This window comes from Providencia sp. PROV200 (assembly GCF_049901995.1).
In the GTDB taxonomy this organism is placed as follows: domain Bacteria; phylum Pseudomonadota; class Gammaproteobacteria; order Enterobacterales; family Enterobacteriaceae; genus Providencia; species Providencia rettgeri_E.
In genome coordinates this window covers 3,885,373-3,904,894 of the sequence record NZ_CP096307.1, presented here as the reverse complement: position 1 = coordinate 3,904,894, position 19,522 = coordinate 3,885,373, and the positions used below count along the sequence as shown (strand labels likewise).

The following is a 19,522-nucleotide window of genomic DNA, read 5'->3' as shown; positions in this document are numbered from 1 at the left end:
CACTCAAACTAAACCCAATGCCTCTTTTAGTGGCTTGAGGTAACGGCGGCTGACAGGTATATGTTCACCGGAACTGAGTACCAACTCGGCTTGTCCACCGTCGCCAAACAGAATTTCATTTAACTGAGTCATATTGACCAAATATTGGCGATGGCAGCGCACTAATGGTGTGCGCATTTCTAATGTGCGCAAGGTGAGCTCAGTAAAGCCTTCTTGCCCTTGTGTGCTCATTACATACACACCGCTCATCCGCGAAGTGGCATATAGCACTTCATCAAGCTTCATCAAGTAAATTCGGCTATGTCCCGTGCATGGAATAAATTTTAGTGGTTCGTTATTGACTAGAAGTTCAAGGTTCTGTTTTTGCTTACCTTGACGTAGGCGGTTCAAGGTTTTTTCCAATCGTTCTGTTTCAAGAGGCTTCAATAAGTAATCAAATGCATGCTCTTCAAAAGCCTGAATGGCAAATTCATTAAAAGCGGTAAGAAAGACAATATAGGGACGGTCTTCTGGATCTAACATGCGCACCATTTCAAGGCCTGTTAAGCGTGGCATTTGAATATCCAGAAAAACCACATCAGGCTTTTTTTTGTGAATGACCCCAATCGCTTCAATTGCATTGGCGCATTCACCGATAATTTCAATATCATCGTGTTCTTCTAGTAGGCAACGCACGTTTTCACGTGCCAGAGGTTCATCATCAACAATCAATACATTCATAGAGGTAATTTAATCATTATTATGTTGTCGCCAAATAAGGCAGGCGAATTTTCATTCGAGTGAATTTTTCTGGCTCATGTTCTACGCTGATACCATATTGCTCACCATATTTTAAACGTAAGCGTTTATCGACTAGTCCCATTCCTAAGCCATCGGATTTTTTAGTGGGCTTGTATAGCCCCGCGTTATCTTCTATTTCGATGTAGACATGTTCACTGCCGATATAACTACGTATTGTAATATATCCTGTTTCTAATAACTGTGAGGTGCCGTGTTTAATTGCATTTTCAACAAGGGGCTGCAGAGTAAATGCTGGAAGTTCAACCTGTTTGACTTCATCAGGGATCTCAATATGAATTTGTAAGCTTTCTTGAAAACGGGCTTTTTCTATCTGCAAATAGGCGTTGATATGTTCAATTTCTTCACCGAGCGTGGCATTTTGTTCTGGTCTTTTTAGGTTATTACGGAAAAAAGTCGAGATATACTGCACAAGCTGGCCGGCTTGCTGGCTATCTTTGCGGATCACTGCTTGTAGCGTGTTGAGCACATTGAACAAAAAATGAGGATTGACTTGGGCGTGAAGTAGCTTAACTTCAGATTGCAATAATGATTGTTTATTACGTTCATATTGGCCCGCTAAAATTTGTGCGGAAAATAAGCTAGCGATCCCTTCACCTAGGGTCCGGTTTATGGAACTAAACAAGCTATTTTTCGCTTCATACAGTTTTATTGTACCAATGACTTTTTCATTTTCCCCACGTAATGGGATCACTAATGCAGAGCCGAGTTTGCAGGTTGGGCTTAATGAACATTTATATGGAGTTTCATTGCCGTCAGCATATACAACTTCATTGTTTTCAATGGCTTGTCTTGATTGAATGGATGAGATCGGTGTTCCGGGTCGGTGGTGATCAGCACCAATACCAATAAACGCGAGGATTTTTTCACGATCAGTAATGGCAACGGCGCCAATTTCTAACTCTTGATAAATAATCTTAGCGACTTTCATACTGTTGTCAGCATTGAAGCCTTTACGCAGAATACCTTCAGTCGTTAAGGCGATTTTTAGTGCCTGAGCAGAGAATGCAGTCGTATATTTTTCAACGATAGCACGGCGGTCGAGTAAAATACGAATAAACATGGCTGCGCCAATCGTATTCGCGATGACCATTGGTGCCGCGATATTTTTAACGAGTTCGAGGGCTTCATCGAAAGGTTTTGCTAACAACAAAATAATTAGCATCTGTATGATTTCAGCAATAAAAGTGACACAGCTGGCGATCACAGGGTTAAAAATTTTATTAATTTCGCCACGTTTCATAAAGTGACGATGAACTAATCCACCAATTAACCCTTCAACAATCGTTGAGACCATACAGGCAAAGGCGCTCATGCCACCCAATGAGTAACGATGTAATCCGCCAGTAAAACCGACGGCAAAGCCTACCGCAGGGCCGCCTAATAATCCGCCAAGTACGGCACCAATAGCGCGAGTATTTGCAATAGAATCATTGATATGTAAACCAAAATAAGTCCCGATAATGCAAAATACGGAGAAAATCAGGTAGCACATTACCTTATGAGGTAATCGGATAGTAACTTTAAGTAAGGGGATAACCAGCGGGGTGCGACTGAGGACCCATGCGATCACTAAGTAGACGCACATTTGCTGGAGGAGGAGTAATATTAAGTCAAATTCGTACATGCTCGTCATATTTCACATTCTGGGGGTGTTGACTGCGTTCAGCTCCTTGGGTCACATACTTGTGTATGCTCCCCAAGCTATCTTCTCTTGTCGCCTACCCATAATGCGAACTATTTAGAGCATAGCTCGCCATGTTTCACATTGTGGGGTGTTGACTGCGTTCAGCTCCTTGGGTCACATACTTGTGTATGCTCCCCAAGCTATCTTCTTTTGTCGTTTTTTATCTTACTGAATTACTTTTTAGCGCTGCATTGGGGGAGAGTTATTCACTTTAACTATCTTTTATTAGTTTTTATTTGGCTGGTTATTATACCGTAAGCCATTGGTTAAGTAATCGACATTTGGGAAAAGTACGTTCATCATTATTTGACATAAGGCCAAAATCGTTTCAATATTAATCAATGTCCTACCTTTTCGTGATCTTGCGCACGAATTTATTAACGCTGTATTTAATTTTCTTGTCATACTCAAGGGATGATAGTTTCCCCCGTTATTATTTAAGGTTCACATAAATAATGAAAAAAAGAACAATAGCACTGATTTTGCTGATGCTTATCTTAATAGCAGCAGCGGCACTTTTTCATTCTCACAACCAATATTTATTGTTACAGGGGGAGGTAGATGCACCCGAAGTGATCGTCACGTCGAAAGCAAAAGGGCGGGTGGTTGAACGTCATATTGAGCGTGGTGATGATGTAAAACAAGGGCAACTCTTATTAACATTAGAAAGTCCTGAGCTGCAAGCACAATATGAAGCGTCGAAAGCGGCAAGAGACCAAACAAAAGCACAGTTAGAACTCTCTATTAATGGTACTCGCGAAGAAACCATCCGTGATCTTAAGGCTACTTTAGCGCAATCTAACTCCCAATATCAAAATGCATCTCGTGAATATGCACGTTTGAGCAATTTAAAAAATAAAGGGTATGTATCGGCGAATGAGCTAGATAACGCACGTAAGGCCAAAGAAGTGGCATTTTCGCAAGTACAAGGGGCAAAAGCACGATTAGAAGAAGGCCAGAATGGTGATCGTATTGAATTACGCCATCAATATGAAGCTGCACTTAATCAGGCAGAACAAAAATTGGCTGAATTGCAAGTACAAGTTGATGATTTGCAAGTTAAAGCTCCTGTTGATGGTGAGGTAGGACCTATCCCCGCGGAAATTGGCGAGTTATTTAATGCAGGAAGCCCACTCGTTTCATTAATCCGGCTACCGCAAGCTTATTTTGTCTATAACTTACGTGAAGATATTTTAGTTGATGTGAAAAAAGGCGACAAAGTACAGCTGGATGTACCTGCTTTGGGGAACAAGTTGATTGAAGCTGAGGTTCGCTATATTGCACCGAAAGGTGACTATGCGACAAAACGAGCAACACGTGCAACGGGTGACTTCGATTTAAAAACATTTGAAATTCGCTTATATCCTGTAGAGCCGATTGAAGGACTAAGGCCTGGCATGAGTGTGTTATGGCACTGGGATAAGTAAAAGGTGTTGCCATGAAATTTAAGTTCGCTTGGCACGGTTTTGAGCATGCTTTTAGCCGTGAAACTCAAATGGCTATACGTAGCCCTGTTTTTCATTGGTTAAGTTGGCTGTTTCCATTAATGCTGTTTACGTTAGTTAGCGCTAACTTTTCAGAGGGGACATTAATGGATTTACCTGTTTCTGTAGTGGATGACAACCATAGCCCTGTATCTCGGCAAATTATTCGCGACCTCAACGCAGGCCCGCATGCGGACGTAAAAACGATAGATGATAATTTAAGCACATCATTAAAAAGGCTAGGTAGTTCAAAAGATTACGCATTATTGTACATTCCTCATAACTTTGAAGAAGATGTTTTACGGGGCCGTCAGCCTGAACTTCGTATGTACTATAATGCGCTCTTTTATGCATCGGGTAGTTATGCCATTCAAGATTTTAGTGGGCTGGTGGCAGAGCTGAATGCGAAGTATCGACAAGAAATGGCGAAGTCAATGGGAAAGGCATTGCCACCGTTAGCTCAAGTGACACTTTCTTATGACAGCTTATTCAACCCGAGTGGTAGTTATATTTATTATCAACAGTTTGCCGCAACTATTCATATGCTGCAGCTATTTGTTGTTACTGCAACAATTTATACGATGTCACGGGGTTCCACCTTACAAAGTGTTAAACCGTTTATCATGGCGCTACTCGGGAAGCTAGCTCCTTACACCTTATTTTTCAGTATATTACTTGCTGTAGAGATTGCGGCATTGGTTACCATCTTTGATGCTAAAGTGGTTGGTAACCCGTTGTATATGATTATATTAGGGTTTTTCTATGTGATAGCAGCACAAAGTATCGGCTTATTACTGTTTAGTTTTACCTCAAGTGCCATCATGGCATATAGCTTGATAGGGATGCTGGTGAGTATCGCTTTGGCCTTTTCGGGTATGGCGGTACCCGAGCTGTCAATGATATTGCCTGCAAAAATCATTTCGAACATTGAACCACTTACACATACATTGAATGCTATGTTTGATATTTTCTTGCGGGAAATTTCTTTTGCTCGCATTGTTCAAGTGTGTCTATTTTTATTGATTTACCCCTTTGTGATTGGCTTTTTAATCCGTAAGCGACTAATCAAACGTTTAGAAAACCAAGGGGGGGTTGTCTGATGGCTATCTATTTTGCAACCTTTCGTAAAGTGCTGCTGGGGATGCTGGAAAAACCGATGTGGCTGTTATTGTTGGTTTCTCTGTGCGTCATGAGCTTAGTTTATGCAAAGCCCGTTCTTTGGGATTTACCTGTTGCAGTGATTGATATGGATCACAGCACCGCAAGCCGCGAGCTAATCCGTGATCTCGATGCAACACCAAAAGTGCAGTTGCAGAGTTATGACAACCTTGCTCAAGCGCGTCAGGATATGATTGCGAGAAAGCTATTTGCGATAATTATCATTCCAACGGATTTCCAACAACATTTATTGAGCGGTAAAAATATCACAGTGCCAGTGTATGGTGATGGGACCAACCGGCTAGCGAGTGGGCAAATTCAGCAAGAGTTATCAAAAGCCTATCAAACACTGCTCAATGCTTATAATACTCAGCTACTCACTAAAGCAGGTTATAGCCCAGAACAGGCTAAAGTGATTATTACCCCTATCCGCAGTGAAACTGAGCCATTGTATAACCCAGGGATTAGCTTTGCGGCGATTGTTTTTCCTGGCCTATTGGTGATGTTACTGCAGCACTCCCTGCTAATTGCCTGCGTGCGAGTGAGTATCGCGGTTCGTTCTACGCCTAAAGGAAAACCACCATTAGCGGTTTATTTAGGAGCATTATCCGCTTTAATTCCGATTTGGTTATTTTTATCTACCGTATTTTTCGCCCTTTGGCCGTGGGTATTGGGTTATCGGCAAGAAGCGCCACTATATGTTATTTGGATGTTCACGTTCCCATTCCTATTAGCGGTTCTAGGGCTTGGTAAGTTAGTGACGGAATGTTTGCGCAGTGTCGAAATGATCTATTTAACCTTGGCATTTATTACGACCCCAGTGTTTTACATGTCAGGCACGATTTGGCCACTGCAGGCGATGCCTGATTGGGTACGTATGATTGCTTCAGCATTGCCATCAACATGGGCCACAAATGCCATGGCAGGCCTTAATCAAATGGGGCTACCGTTTAGCGATGTCCTGATGGATATCGTGATGATGTTGATTCTAGGGGTTATTTATACAGTTATTGGGGTATTCATCGGTATGCTTCGAGATGGCGAATTGCGCCATATTAGCCATATGTTTAACCGTTGGCGCAGGCATCGGCATTAATATTTAATCGTGTTTATGGTCTATTAGAAAAGGCGACCTAAAGAAATAATGACTAATTAATCGACAAATGCTAAACTCAACACAATGTAGTCACAATGTAGCTACGTTTGATGCGTGTGGGGGGATGATATGTCAACACTATTGAAAATGAAAACAACAGATGTTCGTAGTCGAATTGATGAACAATTAAAAGCGGAAGCCACAAGTGTATTACAAGATTGTGGTTTGACTATTAGCGCAGCTATTCGTTTGTTTTTAGAGCAAGTAGTTCAAGAGCAAAGAGTTCCCTTTGAAATCAAACGTAAGCAACCTTCACTGAAAACTACACTAGCGTTGAAAGAAGCTAAAGCTATTGAGCAGCACTACGATTCAATTAACGAAATGATGGTGGAGTTAAGCAAAGTTGACTCAGAAGCCAAGTAATAAGCGAGCTAAGCAACCAAGGCAGGTTGCTTATACACCAACGTTTAAGAAGTCATGGGAACGATATAACCGAGCGGGCCGTAGGGATATGAACACGGCTGTTCTCGTTATGGAAATACTGTTTTCTCAAAAAATGATACCAAAAGAATATCTTGACCACGAATTAGAAGGTCATGAATGGCAAGGAGCTAGGGAGCTTCATATTGGTGGTGATTTCTTACTGGTTTATCGGTTGTCAGATAAAGGTAATTTAATCACTTTCGTTGATATTGGTTCGCACAGCGAATTATTTGGTTAAGGTAATGAGCTATAGTTCGAACTCATTACCTATTGTATATCAAGGCACTAGCGATAACCCTGCAATTTGTCGCCAGTAACCATTGCAGTTTTGATTGGCTATATTTAGCGGGGTATCCCCACTTTCATTGGCTTTAAACTGCTTGATAACTTCAAGAGATTCAATACCTTCAGGAGAAATACGCACAATATCCACAAGCTCATGCATTGAATGCAGGTCATTGCCGAGGTTATAGCAAGCGCCACTGAGCGTTTGAATGCCATTTAACGTAAACACTTGTTGTTGTTCTTGGGAGAGTACTTTGCGCCCTTGGGGGTAATTAATACAACAGGTTTCACACTCGTCTTTTTGCTTATTTTCAGAGCGTGCAGTAAAACAGCGTGCAGAATAGGCAAGTGGTAAGTGCCCATAGCTCATGACCTCCACTTCAAATTTGCCACGAATGCCGATGTCATCACACTGATTTAGCAAATTAACGAGCCAGTCACGCGATAACTCTACAGGCATGCACCAGCGGGTCATACCTTGGCGTAAGAGAATATTTAAGGTCTGTGCGTTATAGCAATTCAAACCATGACCTGCGACAAAAGGCAGGTTTCTTTCGGCTAACATGTTGATCACACCAAAATCATGGGCTTCAACGAGAAACTCACCATTATCAACTAACTTGCTGATCTCTTTAAGTTCTGAAGGTGCTTGAAGGAGAGCAAGGGTGCTCAGGACAATTTGTTTGCCACTTTTAGTGAGTTGCTGGGCGAGTTCTATCCAGTCATTGGGCTTCATTTCCCGGCGCTTACTGCACACCGTCTCACCGAGATAAATAATATCGGCGTCACTTTGCATGGCGTGTTGATAAAAATCTTCCAGCGTCTGTTTTGGCCAATAATAAAGAACAGATCCTAACGAGTACTGCATGATATTTACCTTTTAAATTACTGCCATTTACGATGATAAGCGCCCAACGTGGTTTGGCTTCCTTCAGAAAGCCCACCTAATGCTTTTAGCCATTTCGGGTCGGTGACAAAGTGATTAGGGTTGGATTTGTAGCGGTCGATGGCTTGCCGCCAAATACGGGTCACTTCCGTGACATAAGCGGGGCTACGTTGGCGGCCTTCAATCTTGACAGAGGCAATATTTGCTGCCATCAATTCAGGTAATAATTCAATGGTGTTGAGGCTGGTAGGCTCTTCCAGGACATGATATTTCTGATCATCGACAAGATAACGTCCTTTACATAACGTTGGATAGCCTGCATTTTCATCTTTTTGGTAGCGGTCTATCAGCACATTATTTAAGCGAGACTCCATGCCTTCTTCCGTTTGTTGCCAGCGAACAAAGCGTGCTGGGGAGCATGCGCCTACGGTATTGGGTGATTCACCCGTAAGATAAGAAGAAAGGTAGCAACGTCCTTCTGCCATAATGCACAGGCTACCAAAGGCGAATACCTCAAGTGGTACAGGGCTATTTCTAGCCAGTTGTTTGACTTGATGAATGGATAACACGCGAGGAAGTACGACGCGATGTACATCGAAATTGCGTTGATAAAAGCGAATGGCTTCTGTGTTGGTGGCAGAGGCTTGAACAGAAACATGCCTTTCAATATGTGGGTATTTATTTGCCGCGTATTCCAACATTGCGATATCGGCTAAGATCAGCGCATCGGCACCGAGATCTGCTGCAAGATCAACGGAGTTTTGCCAACGTTCGTAACCAGTAGGATGCGCAAACGTATTAATCGCAATGTGTAATTTTCGTTTACGGTTATGAATATAGCGCTCTGCTTCGTGCAGTTTTTTTTCCGTAAAATTAAGTCCTGCGAAATGGCGCGCATTGGTATCATTTTTTAATCCAATGTAAACGGCATCAGCACCGTTATCGACAGCCGCTTTTAACGCGGGCAAATTCCCTGCGGGGCAGAGTAATTCCATTGTTCTATCCCTGTATCAAATTTAACAGCTGACATTCTAGTCAACAGAACTGTTATAGATTTTGATTTAGAGCAGAGAAATTGTTAATGGATATCAGTATTCGTTAATTAAGGTCGTTAAGGAAAAAAGAGGGCTGGTGGGTAATAAAGGGACTTCATTAAATGACAGAGAATAAGTTTTGTAAATGGAAGGTATGCGTTATTTTTGACTGACTTTTGATTGTTTATTGGAGAAAATAGGTAATTAGAGATAGTTTTTATCAAAGGGATGTGAAAAATAAATATTGGCTGGATGTGTAAAAGTTGATATAGGATCAATCCAATAATATCATTTTTTGGCAATATAACTCATCGTGAGTCAAATGTTAGGTTAATGACTTCAATAAATGGAGTTATTAGCGTTGAAAATTCAATCATCTAAATATGCAATATGTTACCCTAAATAATTCGAGCTGCTACTGCGGTTAAGTAGTTACACGAAAACGGGCAGACAATTACTACGGGAGTCAGTACTGTGTTAAGTAAAATTCGTTCTCAACTCATCACAAAAGGCCCTTCATTTTTAAAACTGCCTTTGAAAGTGACCCCATTCGCAGTGCAGCGTCAGGTTCTTGAACAGTTGCTAAGCTGGCAATTTCGTGAGTCAGTGAAGGAAGGGGAGCTGGATTTTCTTGAAGACAAATGGCTAAAGGTTGAGGTCCGTGACTTAGCGTTAGTCTGGTTTATCAGTTTGCAAGATGGCCAACTGTCTGTAAAACAGCATGCAGAGGCTGATGTTAGTGTGAGTGGTAACGCGAATGATCTGGTACTGATCGCCGCGCGTAAAGAAGACCCCGATACGCTCTTTTTCCAACGTAGATTGGTGATTGAAGGGGACACCGAACTCGGCCTCTATGTGAAGAATTTAATGGATGCTTTCGAGCTTGAAAACATGCCAGCGCCACTGCGTTTTGCTTTGCTACAATTAGCCGATGTGATTAAAACGGTGCATGAAAGTGAGGACGCAGAGCATAAATCGCCTGTGTTAACATCATGCTAATCCGAGTTGAAATCCCTGTCGACGCAATGGGTATTGATAAATTATTGAGAGAAACCTTTCCAACTGAAGCGGAAGCTAACCTTGTTCAACATTTGCGTGAAGATGGTTTGCTAACGCTCGGGGTTGTGGCAACAAACGATGATGGTGAAGTGATTGGTTATGTTGGCTTCACGCCTGTGGACGTTAACGAGGAAGACGTACAATGGGTCGGTCTTGCACCATTAGCGGTAAGTAAAGCGCATCAAGGCCAAGGGATCGCAGAAAAACTGGTCTATGAAGGGTTAGATAGCCTTAATGAGTTTGGTTACGGTGCGGTCGTTGTACTGGGTGATGAACGCTACTATTCACGTTTCGGTTTTGAACCCGCTGCAACCCACGGTATAAGTTGCCAATGGCCTGAACAACAGGCTCACTTTTTGGTTTGTGGCTTAGAAAATGGCGAGATTGGAGAACACCAAGGTTTGGTGACTTACTCTTCACACTTCAATAATTTATAGCTAGCTAAGTAGCTAACTAAGTCATCAGGCTGGTCAATGACCAGCCTTTCTTTTATTTTTTTATTTAGTTGCTTAACTTGATATTCCATTTTTGAAGCTGCCGAACGAGAACCAATAAAGCACGAAAATACCAATTCTAGAGGCATTTTTCCTTTCAATGCTTTTGCCCCTGTTCCTGCCTTATGTTGTTCAAAACGACGTTGTACATCGGTGGTGATACCACAATACAAGGCGTTATTTCTCTCTCTTACTAAGTAAAGATACCAATCACTTTGTTTTGATTGTTTTTTTTCTAGTGTCGTTTTTATCATTCTGTGCTGATTTATAAGAAGAAAATATTAGGTTAACGACGAATATATTCGTTAAGTAAGATATTTATAACATATTAAAATATAAATAAAAAATGATATGAAACTGTCACAAATTTGTAACCTCAACCTAAGTTATCATTCAAAATATTTGAATGACTATAGCAAAATTAGCTAATTCTCTTTTCAAAATAAAGCGCATAATATGATCCATATCACAGAGGGACAGTAAAAATCCCAGCTAAAAATCAATTTTATAAGAAGGTATATACGATGAAAAAATCAACATTATTTGCTGCTGCTTTAGCTTTAGGTGCTGTTTCATTTGGTTCAATGGCTGCTGAAGAAGTTCAACATACTAGTCAGCCTGCAGCTGGTTATGTCTCAGTAACGGGTGCTGTGAGTGTCAATGACCTGACCGCACAATTAGCCAAAAAAGCTGATGAAGCTGGTGCAACTTCATTCCGTGTGATTTCAGCTGGCGGTGAGAATAGCATGAGTGGTACAGCAGCTATTTATAAATAAATTTATTCGTCATATTTACTCGTCATACTTCGAGCCGTAGCGTTGTTGGCCGCGTTCATTCGCACTAGTCACATACTTATGTATGCTCCTAGCGCTTCGTTCACTTGCCGCCTAGCTACAACTCGAATTATTTAGAGTAAAGGCTCGGGTGATATGGTGTAAAAACCCAAGTTAATTAGAGTGATAAAACTAATTAGAACCATTTTTTAATTAGTTAGGCTATAGTAATAGCGAATTTTATACCTACGTTCAGAACAGTTTAAGCAAGCTTAGGGGTAACCCGAAAGCTTGTTCTGAACGGGTTTATATGGAAACCGCTATGACGCCTGAACAAACGTTAAAACACATCCAACGCTATATTGCCCGCCAACACGTTTTTTCCCTGTTTACTCACCATCACAATGATATCTGGCCTGCCAGTTGTTACTATGCATTTGATGCGAAAAGTATGTCACTGATTTTAATGACCGACCCTAGTTCAAAACATGGGCTGTTAATGGTGGCTAACCCACAAGTTGCTGGTACTATTTCCACACAATCGAAAGCGGTTAGTCAGATACAAGGTATCCAGTTTAAAGGGTTCATTGAGAGACTCGAGGGGGAGAAAGAGCAATTGGCGAGAGCCCAGTATTGCCGTCGTTTTCCTGTCGCACTAACAGCGAAACTGCCGGTTTGGCAGCTTCACTTAGATAATGTCAAAATGGTGGATAATAAGCTAGGTTTTGGCACTAAGTTGCATTGGGTGCGTTAAGCTTAGCTCAAAGATTCTTCGTTTTTAATACCAAAAGGTATATGTACGGATGGTACTACTGAGCTTGTTGAGGTCAAATGACCTGATTGGTCATCAAAGAAAATATGAGGTTTCAGAACGCCTAATACCAAGCCTTTATCGACTCCACCCAAGAAGAATGCATCATTTGTCATAACTCCCCATCGCTTTAAGGTGTTAATTGCTCTTTCATGGGAAGGTGCATTTCTTGCTGTAACGATTGAAACTCTAATTCGATTTTTATAACTAGGGTCTATTTGTTTTTTTTGCACTTCAATTTGTTGAATGGCAGATATTTTGACTAAAAACTCTTTAAGTGGACCAGGGTTGTGTGGTTGCAATACATTTAGCGTTTCATGCCTATGAAATTGTTTTAAATCCTTAGTATTATGCATCACAGTTTCAGATTCGTCGTCAGCTAAAACCCCATCAAAGTCGAATGCTATTCTAAGATCGTCGTCGTCGTCGTCAATAATGGCTGATTGCATTACATAACCAGCTGGATAACCTAAATGTATAGCTTCCTTAACATCACTAGGGTTGCCAGATAAGAATAAGGAAATATTCAATGCAGGAATATATTCATACGGCGATTTTCCTTGCATAAAAATGGCTCTAGAAATTGGTAATTTATGATACTCGATGGATTTCATCACTCTTAAGCCAGTATCAGGATCATTTCGTGAAAGTAAGACAACTTCAATTAAAGGATCTGACTCTGGATGCTCACTTAAATCATTAAGAGAAAGTAGTCGTTTAATAAAAGAAAATGAAACTCCTTTTTCGAGAGGCTTATCTATGTTTTCCGCTTGATATTTTCGATATTCTTCCTCACCTTTATTTCTAAATATGCTATCTGCCTCATGGAGATCAAACATTGCACTCGAAGCAACGCCAATTACTAGTCTTTTTTCAAGGTCATAAGACATCAATATATTCCAGTTAATTTCACTATATAGGTAATATAAGGCTCAACGCAAATTATGAATCACCTGATTTGAGCTGCCGCGCCAAATTAAGCGCGGGTCATGTAAATCTTGCTCGAATTTGCCGTCAATCACGGTATTGACAAAGCTCACCACTTTTTGCTGTTCAAGCGTGAAGTCACCCAATGTGTATCCTGTCCATAACCAGATATCCTTATCTGGGCAAACTGCTTTTACGCGTTTTACCAACTTGAGCACCGCAGGTAAATTGGCTGGGTGCAGCGGGTCTCCACCTGAAAGGGAAAGCCCTTGCCGATGGATTCGCGTGTCCTGCAAATCTTGGATAATTTGGTCTTCCATTTCTTGGGTGAATGGTATGCCAGAATCCACTCTCCATGTACTTTGGTTGTAACAACCACGGCATTGATGAACACACCCTGCCACAAACAGCGTACAGCGAGTTCCAGGGCCATTGACCACATCAACAGGATAATATTGGTGATAATTCATCGTGTTAACCTAGTTGTCCGTTACCTAAGTGTTTGATACGACGCTTAACCTCCTCCTGTTTTCCCGCATTGAATGGTCTGGCATCTGGGCTACCTAAATAACCACAAACTCGACGGATAACAGAAACTCTATTTGTGTCATGATTACCGCAAGCAGGGCAGGTAAAGCCTTTGCTAGTACAAGAAAACTCACCGGAGAAACCGCATTCATAGCACTCGTCAATTGGAGTGTTAGTCCCATAATAAGGCACATGTTGATAACTGTAGTCCCACACGTCCTCTAAGGCTCTAACATTATGTTGTAAGTTAGGATATTCGCCGTAACAGATAAAACCACCATTCGCGATAGCTGGGTAAGAGGCTTCAAAATCAATTTTATCGTAAGGATTGACTTGTTTTTCAACATCTAAATGGAAGCTGTTGGTGTAGTAACCTTTGTCGGTAACACCTTGTATTACACCAAATTCAGCGGTATCGATACGGCAAAAACGGTCACACAAGTTTTCACTTGGTGTGCTGTATAAGCTGAAACCGTAGCCTGTTTGGGCTTTCCACTCATCAGTGGCTTGGCGTAAGCGGCTGACAATTTTGACCGCTTTTTCACGTAATTTTTTGTCATCATAGACATGAGTTTGTGTGCCAAAAAGCGCATTGATGGTTTCATGCAACCCAATGTAACCTAAGGAAATAGACGCACGTCCGTTTTTAAAGATCTCTGCAACGTTATCGTCAGCTTTTAAGCGAACACCGCAGGCGCCTTCCATATACAAAATTGGCGCAACACGTGCTTTTACGGTTTCTAAACGGGCAATCCGGGTCATTAATGCTTTCTTAGCAATTGCTAGGCGTTCATCCAGTAATGCCCAAAATGCATCTTCATTGCCTTGCGCTTCGATAGCAATGCGAGGCAGGTTTAGGCTGATAACCCCTAAATTGTTGCGCCCATCATGGATTTGTTGCCCATTTTCTTCATAGACGCCAAGGAAGCTGCGGCAGCCCATAGGGGTCTTAAATGACCCCGTCACGTCAACGACGCGATCATAGTTAAGAATGTCAGGGTACATGCGCTTACTGGCGCACTCTAAAGCGAGTTGTTTGATGTCGTAATTAGGATCCCCCAGTTTATGGTTTAAACCATCTTTAATCGCAAAGACGAGTTTCGGGAAAACCGCTGTTTTACGGTTTTTGCCAAGGCCAGCAATGCGATTTTTCAGAATAGATTGCTGAATGAGTCTCGCTTCTTTAGAAGTGCCAAGGCCAAAACCGAAAGTCACAAAGGGGGTTTGGCCATTTGCAGTGTGGAGTGTATTGACTTCATACTCTAAGGACTGAAAAGCATCATAACACTCTTTATCTGTACGGTTGTGTGCATAACCTTCCGCATCTGCAACTCCCCACTCTTTGGCGACTTTTAGGTGCTTTTCATAGCTGATTGCGACATATGGCGCTAAAATTTCGTCAATGCGGTTAATGGTTGTACCGCCATAGATGTGGCTAGCAACTTGGGCGATAATTTGTGCGGTAACGGCTGTTGCGGTTGAAATAGACTTTGGTGGCTCTATTTCGGCATTTCCCATTTTAAAACCATTAGTTAACATACCTTCAAGGTCAATTAACATACAGTTAAACATCGGGAAAAAAGGCGCATAGTCGAGGTCATGATAGTGAATTTCGCCTCGTTCGTGTGCAATAACGACATCTCTTGGCAAAATATGTTGTTTTGCATAATGTTTAGCGACGATACCTGCGAGTAAATCGCGTTGTGTCGGGATCACTTTACTGTCTTTATTGGCATTTTCATTGAGTAAAGAGACGTTACTTTGTTCGATTAGCCCACGAATGTCATGCGTCAATTGGCTGCGTTTTTCGCGTTCGCTGTCTCTATCATGGCGATACTCAATATAAGCACGAGCTAAGTCTTTATAAGGTCCGGCCATCAATTGGTTTTCTACAGCGTCTTGGATTTCAGCGATATCCACTCGGTCACGGCTGCAAAGTTGCTCTGTAACAACAGATGCAACCTGAAGACAATAATCGTCATCCTTAACATTCACAGCAGCCGCTGCACGCTTAACGGCTTCTTGAATTCGTGGAAGGTCAAAACCGACCTGACAACCATCTCTTTTTATAACAACCGTTCCCACGGGCATTCTCCTTGTTAAGTTATCCACAATGCGACTTCAGCTATTCGCCATGTTTATCACGGGTACTAATCTGTGGATAAAATGTGAATAAATACTATATGTTGTGTCGTTGGCTGTAATTAAAGCACAATATGTGGTATTTTGCTTTTTTTTAGATCACCACTATTTGATTTAAAACAAGGAAAAAAATAATTTGTATGAATATCAAAAGCGCAGAGGAAATAAATCTTTTAGTCAGCGATGTTAATTTTAATCGAATAAATAAATGTGTGGCATGCTTTTGTTATCAAGAAACATGAGGAGAACGAGGAATGTGTGAGCTTGTGTATAAAGGAATAAAAGGAATAAAAGGAATAAAATGAAAAACACCCCATTTAATTCATGGGGTGCTTGGCTTTACGTCATTATTATTTACGCACAGCGATTGCTTCGATTTCAATTTTTACGTCTTTTGGCAGACGAGCAACTTCAACGCAAGAACGAGCTGGGAATGGGGCATTATGCTGTTTGAAAAACTCTTCATAGGTCGTATTCACGGTCGCAAAGTCATTTAAATCTTTTACAAATACCGTTGTTTTCACGATATTAGCCGCACTTAAGCCAGCTTTTTCTAAAATTGCTTTTACGTTAGCCAGTGATTGGCGAGTTTGTGCTGCGATATCTTCAGGCACTTCACCCGTTTTAGGGTCGACAGGGATTTGCCCTGATGTGATAACCATACTACCCAAATCTACGCCTTGAACGTAAGGACCGATCGCTGCTGGTGCGTTTTCTGTATTGATTTCGTATGACATAACTACTCCGTTTCATCACGTAATGAGAAAATACTCATCATATGGCAAGCCACAGCGGTTTCTGTAGTTTGGTATGATGTTGAGTATAACTTTATGGGGTGTTAGGCACCATTATAAACATGGATTGCTCCTAGACAACACCGCAGTCTACGCAAAAACAACCTATTGGTTATTGATCACAGCGTCTCTATCGAACTCTTTTTCGCAGAATTTACACGTCAGTGCGACTTCTTTGCCGATTTTTTTCACGCGGAAACTGCTTGATACAGGTTCATTATGGCTAATACAGTTGCTGTTTGGGCAAATTAACACATTGTCGATATAGTGAGGCAGTGTGAGTTCAAGTTTTTCTACCACTTGGTAATCTTCAATACGGTTAACGGTGGCTTCAGGGGCATACATGGCTAATTGGTTAGCTTGCTCTGGGGTTAAAAAGGTATTTTCGATTTTGATAATGTCTTTTTTGCCTAGATTGCTTGATGGCAAATTTAAGCCAATCGTGATGCGTTCGTCTGTTTTTGTTAGCTTAAACAATTTTAGTAATTTGAAACCAATTTGAGCAGGAATGTGGTCAATAACGGTACCGTGGCTGATTGCTTCAACTTGTAATTTATGGTCGTGTGTCATGGTAATTTCCTCCTCAGATAGCCAATTCTTTATTTAAAACCAGAGATAACAATGCTTGCCTTGCATAAATCCCATTTCCTGCTTGCTGGAAATAGTAAGCATACGGTGTGTTATCTACATCTACCGCGATTTCATCAACACGAGGCAGTGGGTGTAAGACTTTTAAATTCGGTTTTGCACAATGCAGGTCAGCGGCACTTAAAATAAATTGCGCCTTAACATTCGCGTATTCAGAAGGATCGAGACGCTCTTTTTGTACGCGGGTCATATACAGGATGTCGAGTTCTGGCATCACTTCATCAATATTATTATGGAGGCTGTAGGTTGCGCCTTTTTCTTCTAAAATGTGCAGAATATGGTTTGGCATTGAAAGCGCTTCAGGGGCAATAAAGTAGAAGTGATTACCGTCAAATTTAGACAGCGCTTGGGTTAAGGAATGCACGGTTCGGCCATATTTTAGGTCACCGACCATGGCAATTTGCAGGTTTTCTAAACGGCCTTGAGTTTCTTGGATAGTAAACAAGTCGAGTAACGTTTGTGTGGGATGTTGGTTTGAACCATCGCCTGCATTAATGACAGGGATTTGGCCTGCAAACTGGCTAGCGAGGCGAGCGGCGCCTTCTTGAGGGTGGCGCATGACAATTGCATCCACGTATTGGCTGATGACAGAGATGGTATCTGCCAGAGTTTCGCCTTTCTTGCCGAGTGAAGTGTTGGTGCTATCAGAGAAACCAACAACAGACGCCCCTAAGCGATGAATCGCCGTTTCGAATGACAAACGTGTGCGTGTAGAGGCTTCAAAGAAACAACTTGCGACGACTTTATGCTTTAGAAACTCAGGTTGTGGCTGTTTTTTTAATGAAGCAGCGACGTTAAGCACTAACTCAAGGTCTGAACGGTCTAAATCATTAATTGAGATGATATCGCGGTGGTATAAAGGGTTCGGCATTGTTGTTCTCCTGTGTCAGCAAGACATATTAGGTCTATAGGCCAAAAAAAAGCCCCTCATTGAGGGGCTTTTTTATAAATAAGAAGGGGAAAAACAGGCTGTCCAGACCACCAGAAGGCAGTGCAGTGGAGGTGTTCTCTGTAAAAAATAGAGCAGCAGCGTTCATGGTTTCTCCCGGCAAATTGTGGCGCATTATACGCATCTCATTCCATGACGCAAGCGTTTGCATAAAGAAAAATACATTTTTTTTATTTTTGCATTTACGTTTCTATTTTGTACAAAAACTAGACGATGAGATAAAAGTGGAAAAAATCAACAAGATGACGGAAAATTGAGCGCTGGTAGAAACCAGCCAGTATCTATGGGTAATCTACCGCTAAGTTTCCAGCAATATTAAACGAGTGCTCGCCATAATCTCCGGGTCCATTAGGGGCAACTCTGACTAATACAGCATCGAGATAGTAACTTTTTTGATTCTGTGTCATGGCAATGGCGACACTTTCATTAGGGAAAATAGGTTCCCCTTGCCAGCTTAATTTAACGCCGAATGCATTACTGGAAGTTTGAAATAAATGGCTTGAATAAGGCGTTGATGGAGCATTAAAGGATAATTGTGCTTTGGCGTTCGTATTGCAATCAATATTGAGCTCAATTTTATGTGGTGCGATTTCTTGACCTATATTTCTATTTCTCCCAACAGCTAATACACGATAGCTCGATACTGTATTACTCGACATATGGCATATTGCGGTTGTTGCTGAAAATGAGCCACTAATATGAATAGGCATATTTTGTGTTGCCGCTTGAGAAATAGAAACCGTGCCAAATAATAATACGAAGGGTAATAATGCTTTTAAAGGGGTGACATAATTCATAGTATTTCTCAAATGATAAATCATGCTTTATCTATTTTTATATTATTAAACCATTATTGTGTGGCTGAGGAATAATCTTGCTCAGCCACGAATATCTTTTTTCTATCTGTTACTGGTAAGTAATCGCTAAGTTACCAGTAATATCAAAAGTGTGATTACCAAAGTCATTAGGGCCATTTGCGGATAAACGAGCAACACTGGTATAGAAGTAAATAGTATTTCCGCCTTTAACTACTTTAATATCATCAGATTGACCAGGTTTAATTTCGGTGCTGTTATATTTTAATTTCACACCAAATGCATCACTTGAGGTTTTAAATGCTTCAGGTGAATTTGGCGCATTGTTGGCGACGAAAGTGAGTTTCGCATCTGCAGGGAATTCGCATGAAAAACTTAAATAACCCGAGTTACGGTATGCGGTTTCATCACCCACTTTTTCTAATGTATTGATAGCACCAAAATTTGTTGTATTTTCAAGCTTGGCATCATTACAAGGCTGGGTCACGTTTGAGAACGTCCCTTTGATATTGATTGGCATATTTTGAACGGCGGATAGAGCAGGTAAAGACACACACAGTAAGAGTGCTAAACCACTTTTTTTTAGCAAATGCATAATAAAAATCCTTTTATTGATTTTGAGAAGTTTTATATTCTAATAAATATATTAATTCTATTAAATAGATGGAGAT

The 19,522-nt window shown here is 41.2% G+C and carries 23 protein-coding genes; 9 read left to right on the top strand and 14 right to left on the bottom strand.

The window, feature by feature from the left end; translation table 11 throughout:
• Positions 1-3 precede the first annotated feature (3 nt).
• Positions 4-720, bottom strand: coding sequence for a two-component system response regulator BtsR (gene btsR, locus M1E86_RS18015; protein ID WP_213913370.1), 717 nt, complete (start codon positions 718-720; stop codon positions 4-6).
• A 19-nt stretch (positions 721-739) separates the two neighbouring features.
• Positions 740-2,425 (bottom strand): sensor histidine kinase, encoded by a 1,686-nt coding sequence (locus M1E86_RS18010; RefSeq protein WP_125890726.1) that lies wholly within the window; start codon positions 2,423-2,425, stop codon positions 740-742.
• Positions 2,426-2,940: 515 nt separating this feature from the next.
• Between M1E86_RS18010 and M1E86_RS18005 the strand changes: the two genes are divergently transcribed.
• The 5 genes from M1E86_RS18005 (at position 2,941) to M1E86_RS17985 (ending at position 6,944) form a co-directional block, all read left to right on the top strand.
• Positions 2,941-3,912 (top strand): HlyD family secretion protein, encoded by a 972-nt coding sequence (locus tag M1E86_RS18005; RefSeq protein WP_213913369.1) that lies wholly within the window; start codon positions 2,941-2,943, stop codon positions 3,910-3,912.
• An 11-nt stretch (positions 3,913-3,923) separates the two neighbouring features.
• Positions 3,924-5,069: an ABC transporter permease gene (locus tag M1E86_RS18000; protein ID WP_125890665.1), complete on the top strand. Its 1,146-nt coding sequence runs from the start codon at positions 3,924-3,926 to the stop codon at positions 5,067-5,069.
• Positions 5,069-6,223, top strand: a complete 1,155-nt coding sequence (locus tag M1E86_RS17995) for an ABC transporter permease (RefSeq protein WP_125890664.1) — start codon at positions 5,069-5,071, stop codon at positions 6,221-6,223. Before M1E86_RS18000 ends, M1E86_RS17995 begins: the two co-directional genes overlap by 1 nt.
• A gap of 129 nt (positions 6,224-6,352) precedes the next feature.
• Positions 6,353-6,646, top strand: a complete 294-nt coding sequence (locus M1E86_RS17990; protein WP_125890663.1) for a type II toxin-antitoxin system RelB/DinJ family antitoxin — start codon at positions 6,353-6,355, stop codon at positions 6,644-6,646.
• A complete protein-coding gene (locus M1E86_RS17985) occupies positions 6,627-6,944 on the top strand; it encodes a type II toxin-antitoxin system YafQ family toxin (protein WP_125890662.1) in 318 nt (105 codons plus the stop codon). The genes M1E86_RS17990 and M1E86_RS17985 overlap by 20 nt, the downstream gene beginning before the upstream one ends.
• A 39-nt stretch (positions 6,945-6,983) precedes the next feature.
• On the opposite strand, the gene M1E86_RS17980 is transcribed toward M1E86_RS17985, so the two are convergent.
• Positions 6,984-7,859 (bottom strand): U32 family peptidase, encoded by an 876-nt coding sequence (locus M1E86_RS17980; protein ID WP_125890661.1) that lies wholly within the window; start codon positions 7,857-7,859, stop codon positions 6,984-6,986.
• A 17-nt stretch (positions 7,860-7,876) separates the two neighbouring features.
• Entirely contained in the window at positions 7,877-8,872 is a 996-nt protein-coding gene (gene ubiU / locus M1E86_RS17975; RefSeq protein WP_125890660.1) for a ubiquinone anaerobic biosynthesis protein UbiU, read from the bottom strand.
• A 513-nt stretch (positions 8,873-9,385) separates the two neighbouring features.
• On the opposite strand from ubiU, the gene ubiT reads away from it, so the two are divergent.
• Both ubiT and M1E86_RS17965 read left to right on the top strand, forming a co-directional pair.
• Entirely contained in the window at positions 9,386-9,910 is a 525-nt protein-coding gene (ubiT, locus tag M1E86_RS17970) for a ubiquinone anaerobic biosynthesis accessory factor UbiT (RefSeq protein WP_125890659.1), read from the top strand.
• Complete coding sequence (locus tag M1E86_RS17965) at positions 9,904-10,407, top strand: GNAT family N-acetyltransferase (RefSeq protein ID WP_125890658.1); 504 nt, start codon at positions 9,904-9,906, stop codon at positions 10,405-10,407. The genes ubiT and M1E86_RS17965 overlap by 7 nt, the downstream gene beginning before the upstream one ends.
• On the opposite strand, the gene M1E86_RS17960 is transcribed toward M1E86_RS17965, so the two are convergent.
• Positions 10,380-10,718, bottom strand: a complete 339-nt coding sequence (locus M1E86_RS17960; RefSeq protein ID WP_213913367.1) for a GIY-YIG nuclease family protein — start codon at positions 10,716-10,718, stop codon at positions 10,380-10,382. The two genes, M1E86_RS17965 and M1E86_RS17960, sit on opposite strands and share 28 nt — an antisense overlap.
• 270 nt (positions 10,719-10,988) lie before the next feature.
• Between M1E86_RS17960 and bhsA the strand changes: the two genes are divergently transcribed.
• Both bhsA and M1E86_RS17950 read left to right on the top strand, forming a co-directional pair.
• A complete protein-coding gene (gene bhsA / locus M1E86_RS17955) occupies positions 10,989-11,240 on the top strand; it encodes a multiple stress resistance protein BhsA (RefSeq protein WP_125890656.1) in 252 nt (83 codons plus the stop codon).
• A gap of 319 nt (positions 11,241-11,559) precedes the next feature.
• Positions 11,560-11,991, top strand: coding sequence for a YhbP family protein (locus M1E86_RS17950; RefSeq protein ID WP_319863504.1), 432 nt, complete (start codon positions 11,560-11,562; stop codon positions 11,989-11,991).
• Between the two features lie 2 nt (positions 11,992-11,993).
• Here the strand turns inward: M1E86_RS17950 and M1E86_RS17945 are convergent, their stop codons facing one another.
• The 9 genes from M1E86_RS17945 to M1E86_RS17905 form a co-directional block, all read right to left on the bottom strand.
• Entirely contained in the window at positions 11,994-12,938 is a 945-nt protein-coding gene (locus M1E86_RS17945) for a 5'-nucleotidase (RefSeq protein ID WP_213913365.1), read from the bottom strand.
• A gap of 42 nt (positions 12,939-12,980) precedes the next feature.
• Positions 12,981-13,445, bottom strand: a complete 465-nt coding sequence (nrdG, locus tag M1E86_RS17940) for an anaerobic ribonucleoside-triphosphate reductase-activating protein (RefSeq protein ID WP_213913364.1) — start codon at positions 13,443-13,445, stop codon at positions 12,981-12,983.
• Between the two features lie 4 nt (positions 13,446-13,449).
• Entirely contained in the window at positions 13,450-15,588 is a 2,139-nt protein-coding gene (gene nrdD / locus M1E86_RS17935) for an anaerobic ribonucleoside-triphosphate reductase (protein WP_213913363.1), read from the bottom strand.
• A 407-nt stretch (positions 15,589-15,995) separates the two neighbouring features.
• On the bottom strand, positions 15,996-16,382 hold the full coding sequence (gene ridA / locus M1E86_RS17930) for a RidA family protein (protein WP_213913362.1): 387 nt from the start codon (positions 16,380-16,382) through the stop codon (positions 15,996-15,998).
• A gap of 162 nt (positions 16,383-16,544) precedes the next feature.
• Entirely contained in the window at positions 16,545-17,009 is a 465-nt protein-coding gene (gene pyrI, locus M1E86_RS17925) for an aspartate carbamoyltransferase regulatory subunit (protein ID WP_102138191.1), read from the bottom strand.
• A 13-nt stretch (positions 17,010-17,022) separates the two neighbouring features.
• Complete coding sequence (pyrB, locus tag M1E86_RS17920; protein ID WP_125890652.1) at positions 17,023-17,958, bottom strand: aspartate carbamoyltransferase; 936 nt, start codon at positions 17,956-17,958, stop codon at positions 17,023-17,025.
• 34 nt (positions 17,959-17,992) lie between these two features.
• A complete protein-coding gene (locus M1E86_RS17915; RefSeq protein ID WP_272664528.1) occupies positions 17,993-18,124 on the bottom strand; it encodes a hypothetical protein in 132 nt (43 codons plus the stop codon).
• 193 nt (positions 18,125-18,317) lie between these two features.
• A complete protein-coding gene (locus M1E86_RS17910; protein WP_213913361.1) occupies positions 18,318-18,833 on the bottom strand; it encodes a hypothetical protein in 516 nt (171 codons plus the stop codon).
• A gap of 109 nt (positions 18,834-18,942) precedes the next feature.
• Positions 18,943-19,446 (bottom strand): fimbrial protein, encoded by a 504-nt coding sequence (locus tag M1E86_RS17905; protein WP_206276274.1) that lies wholly within the window; start codon positions 19,444-19,446, stop codon positions 18,943-18,945.
• Positions 19,447-19,522: the final 76 nt, after the last annotated feature.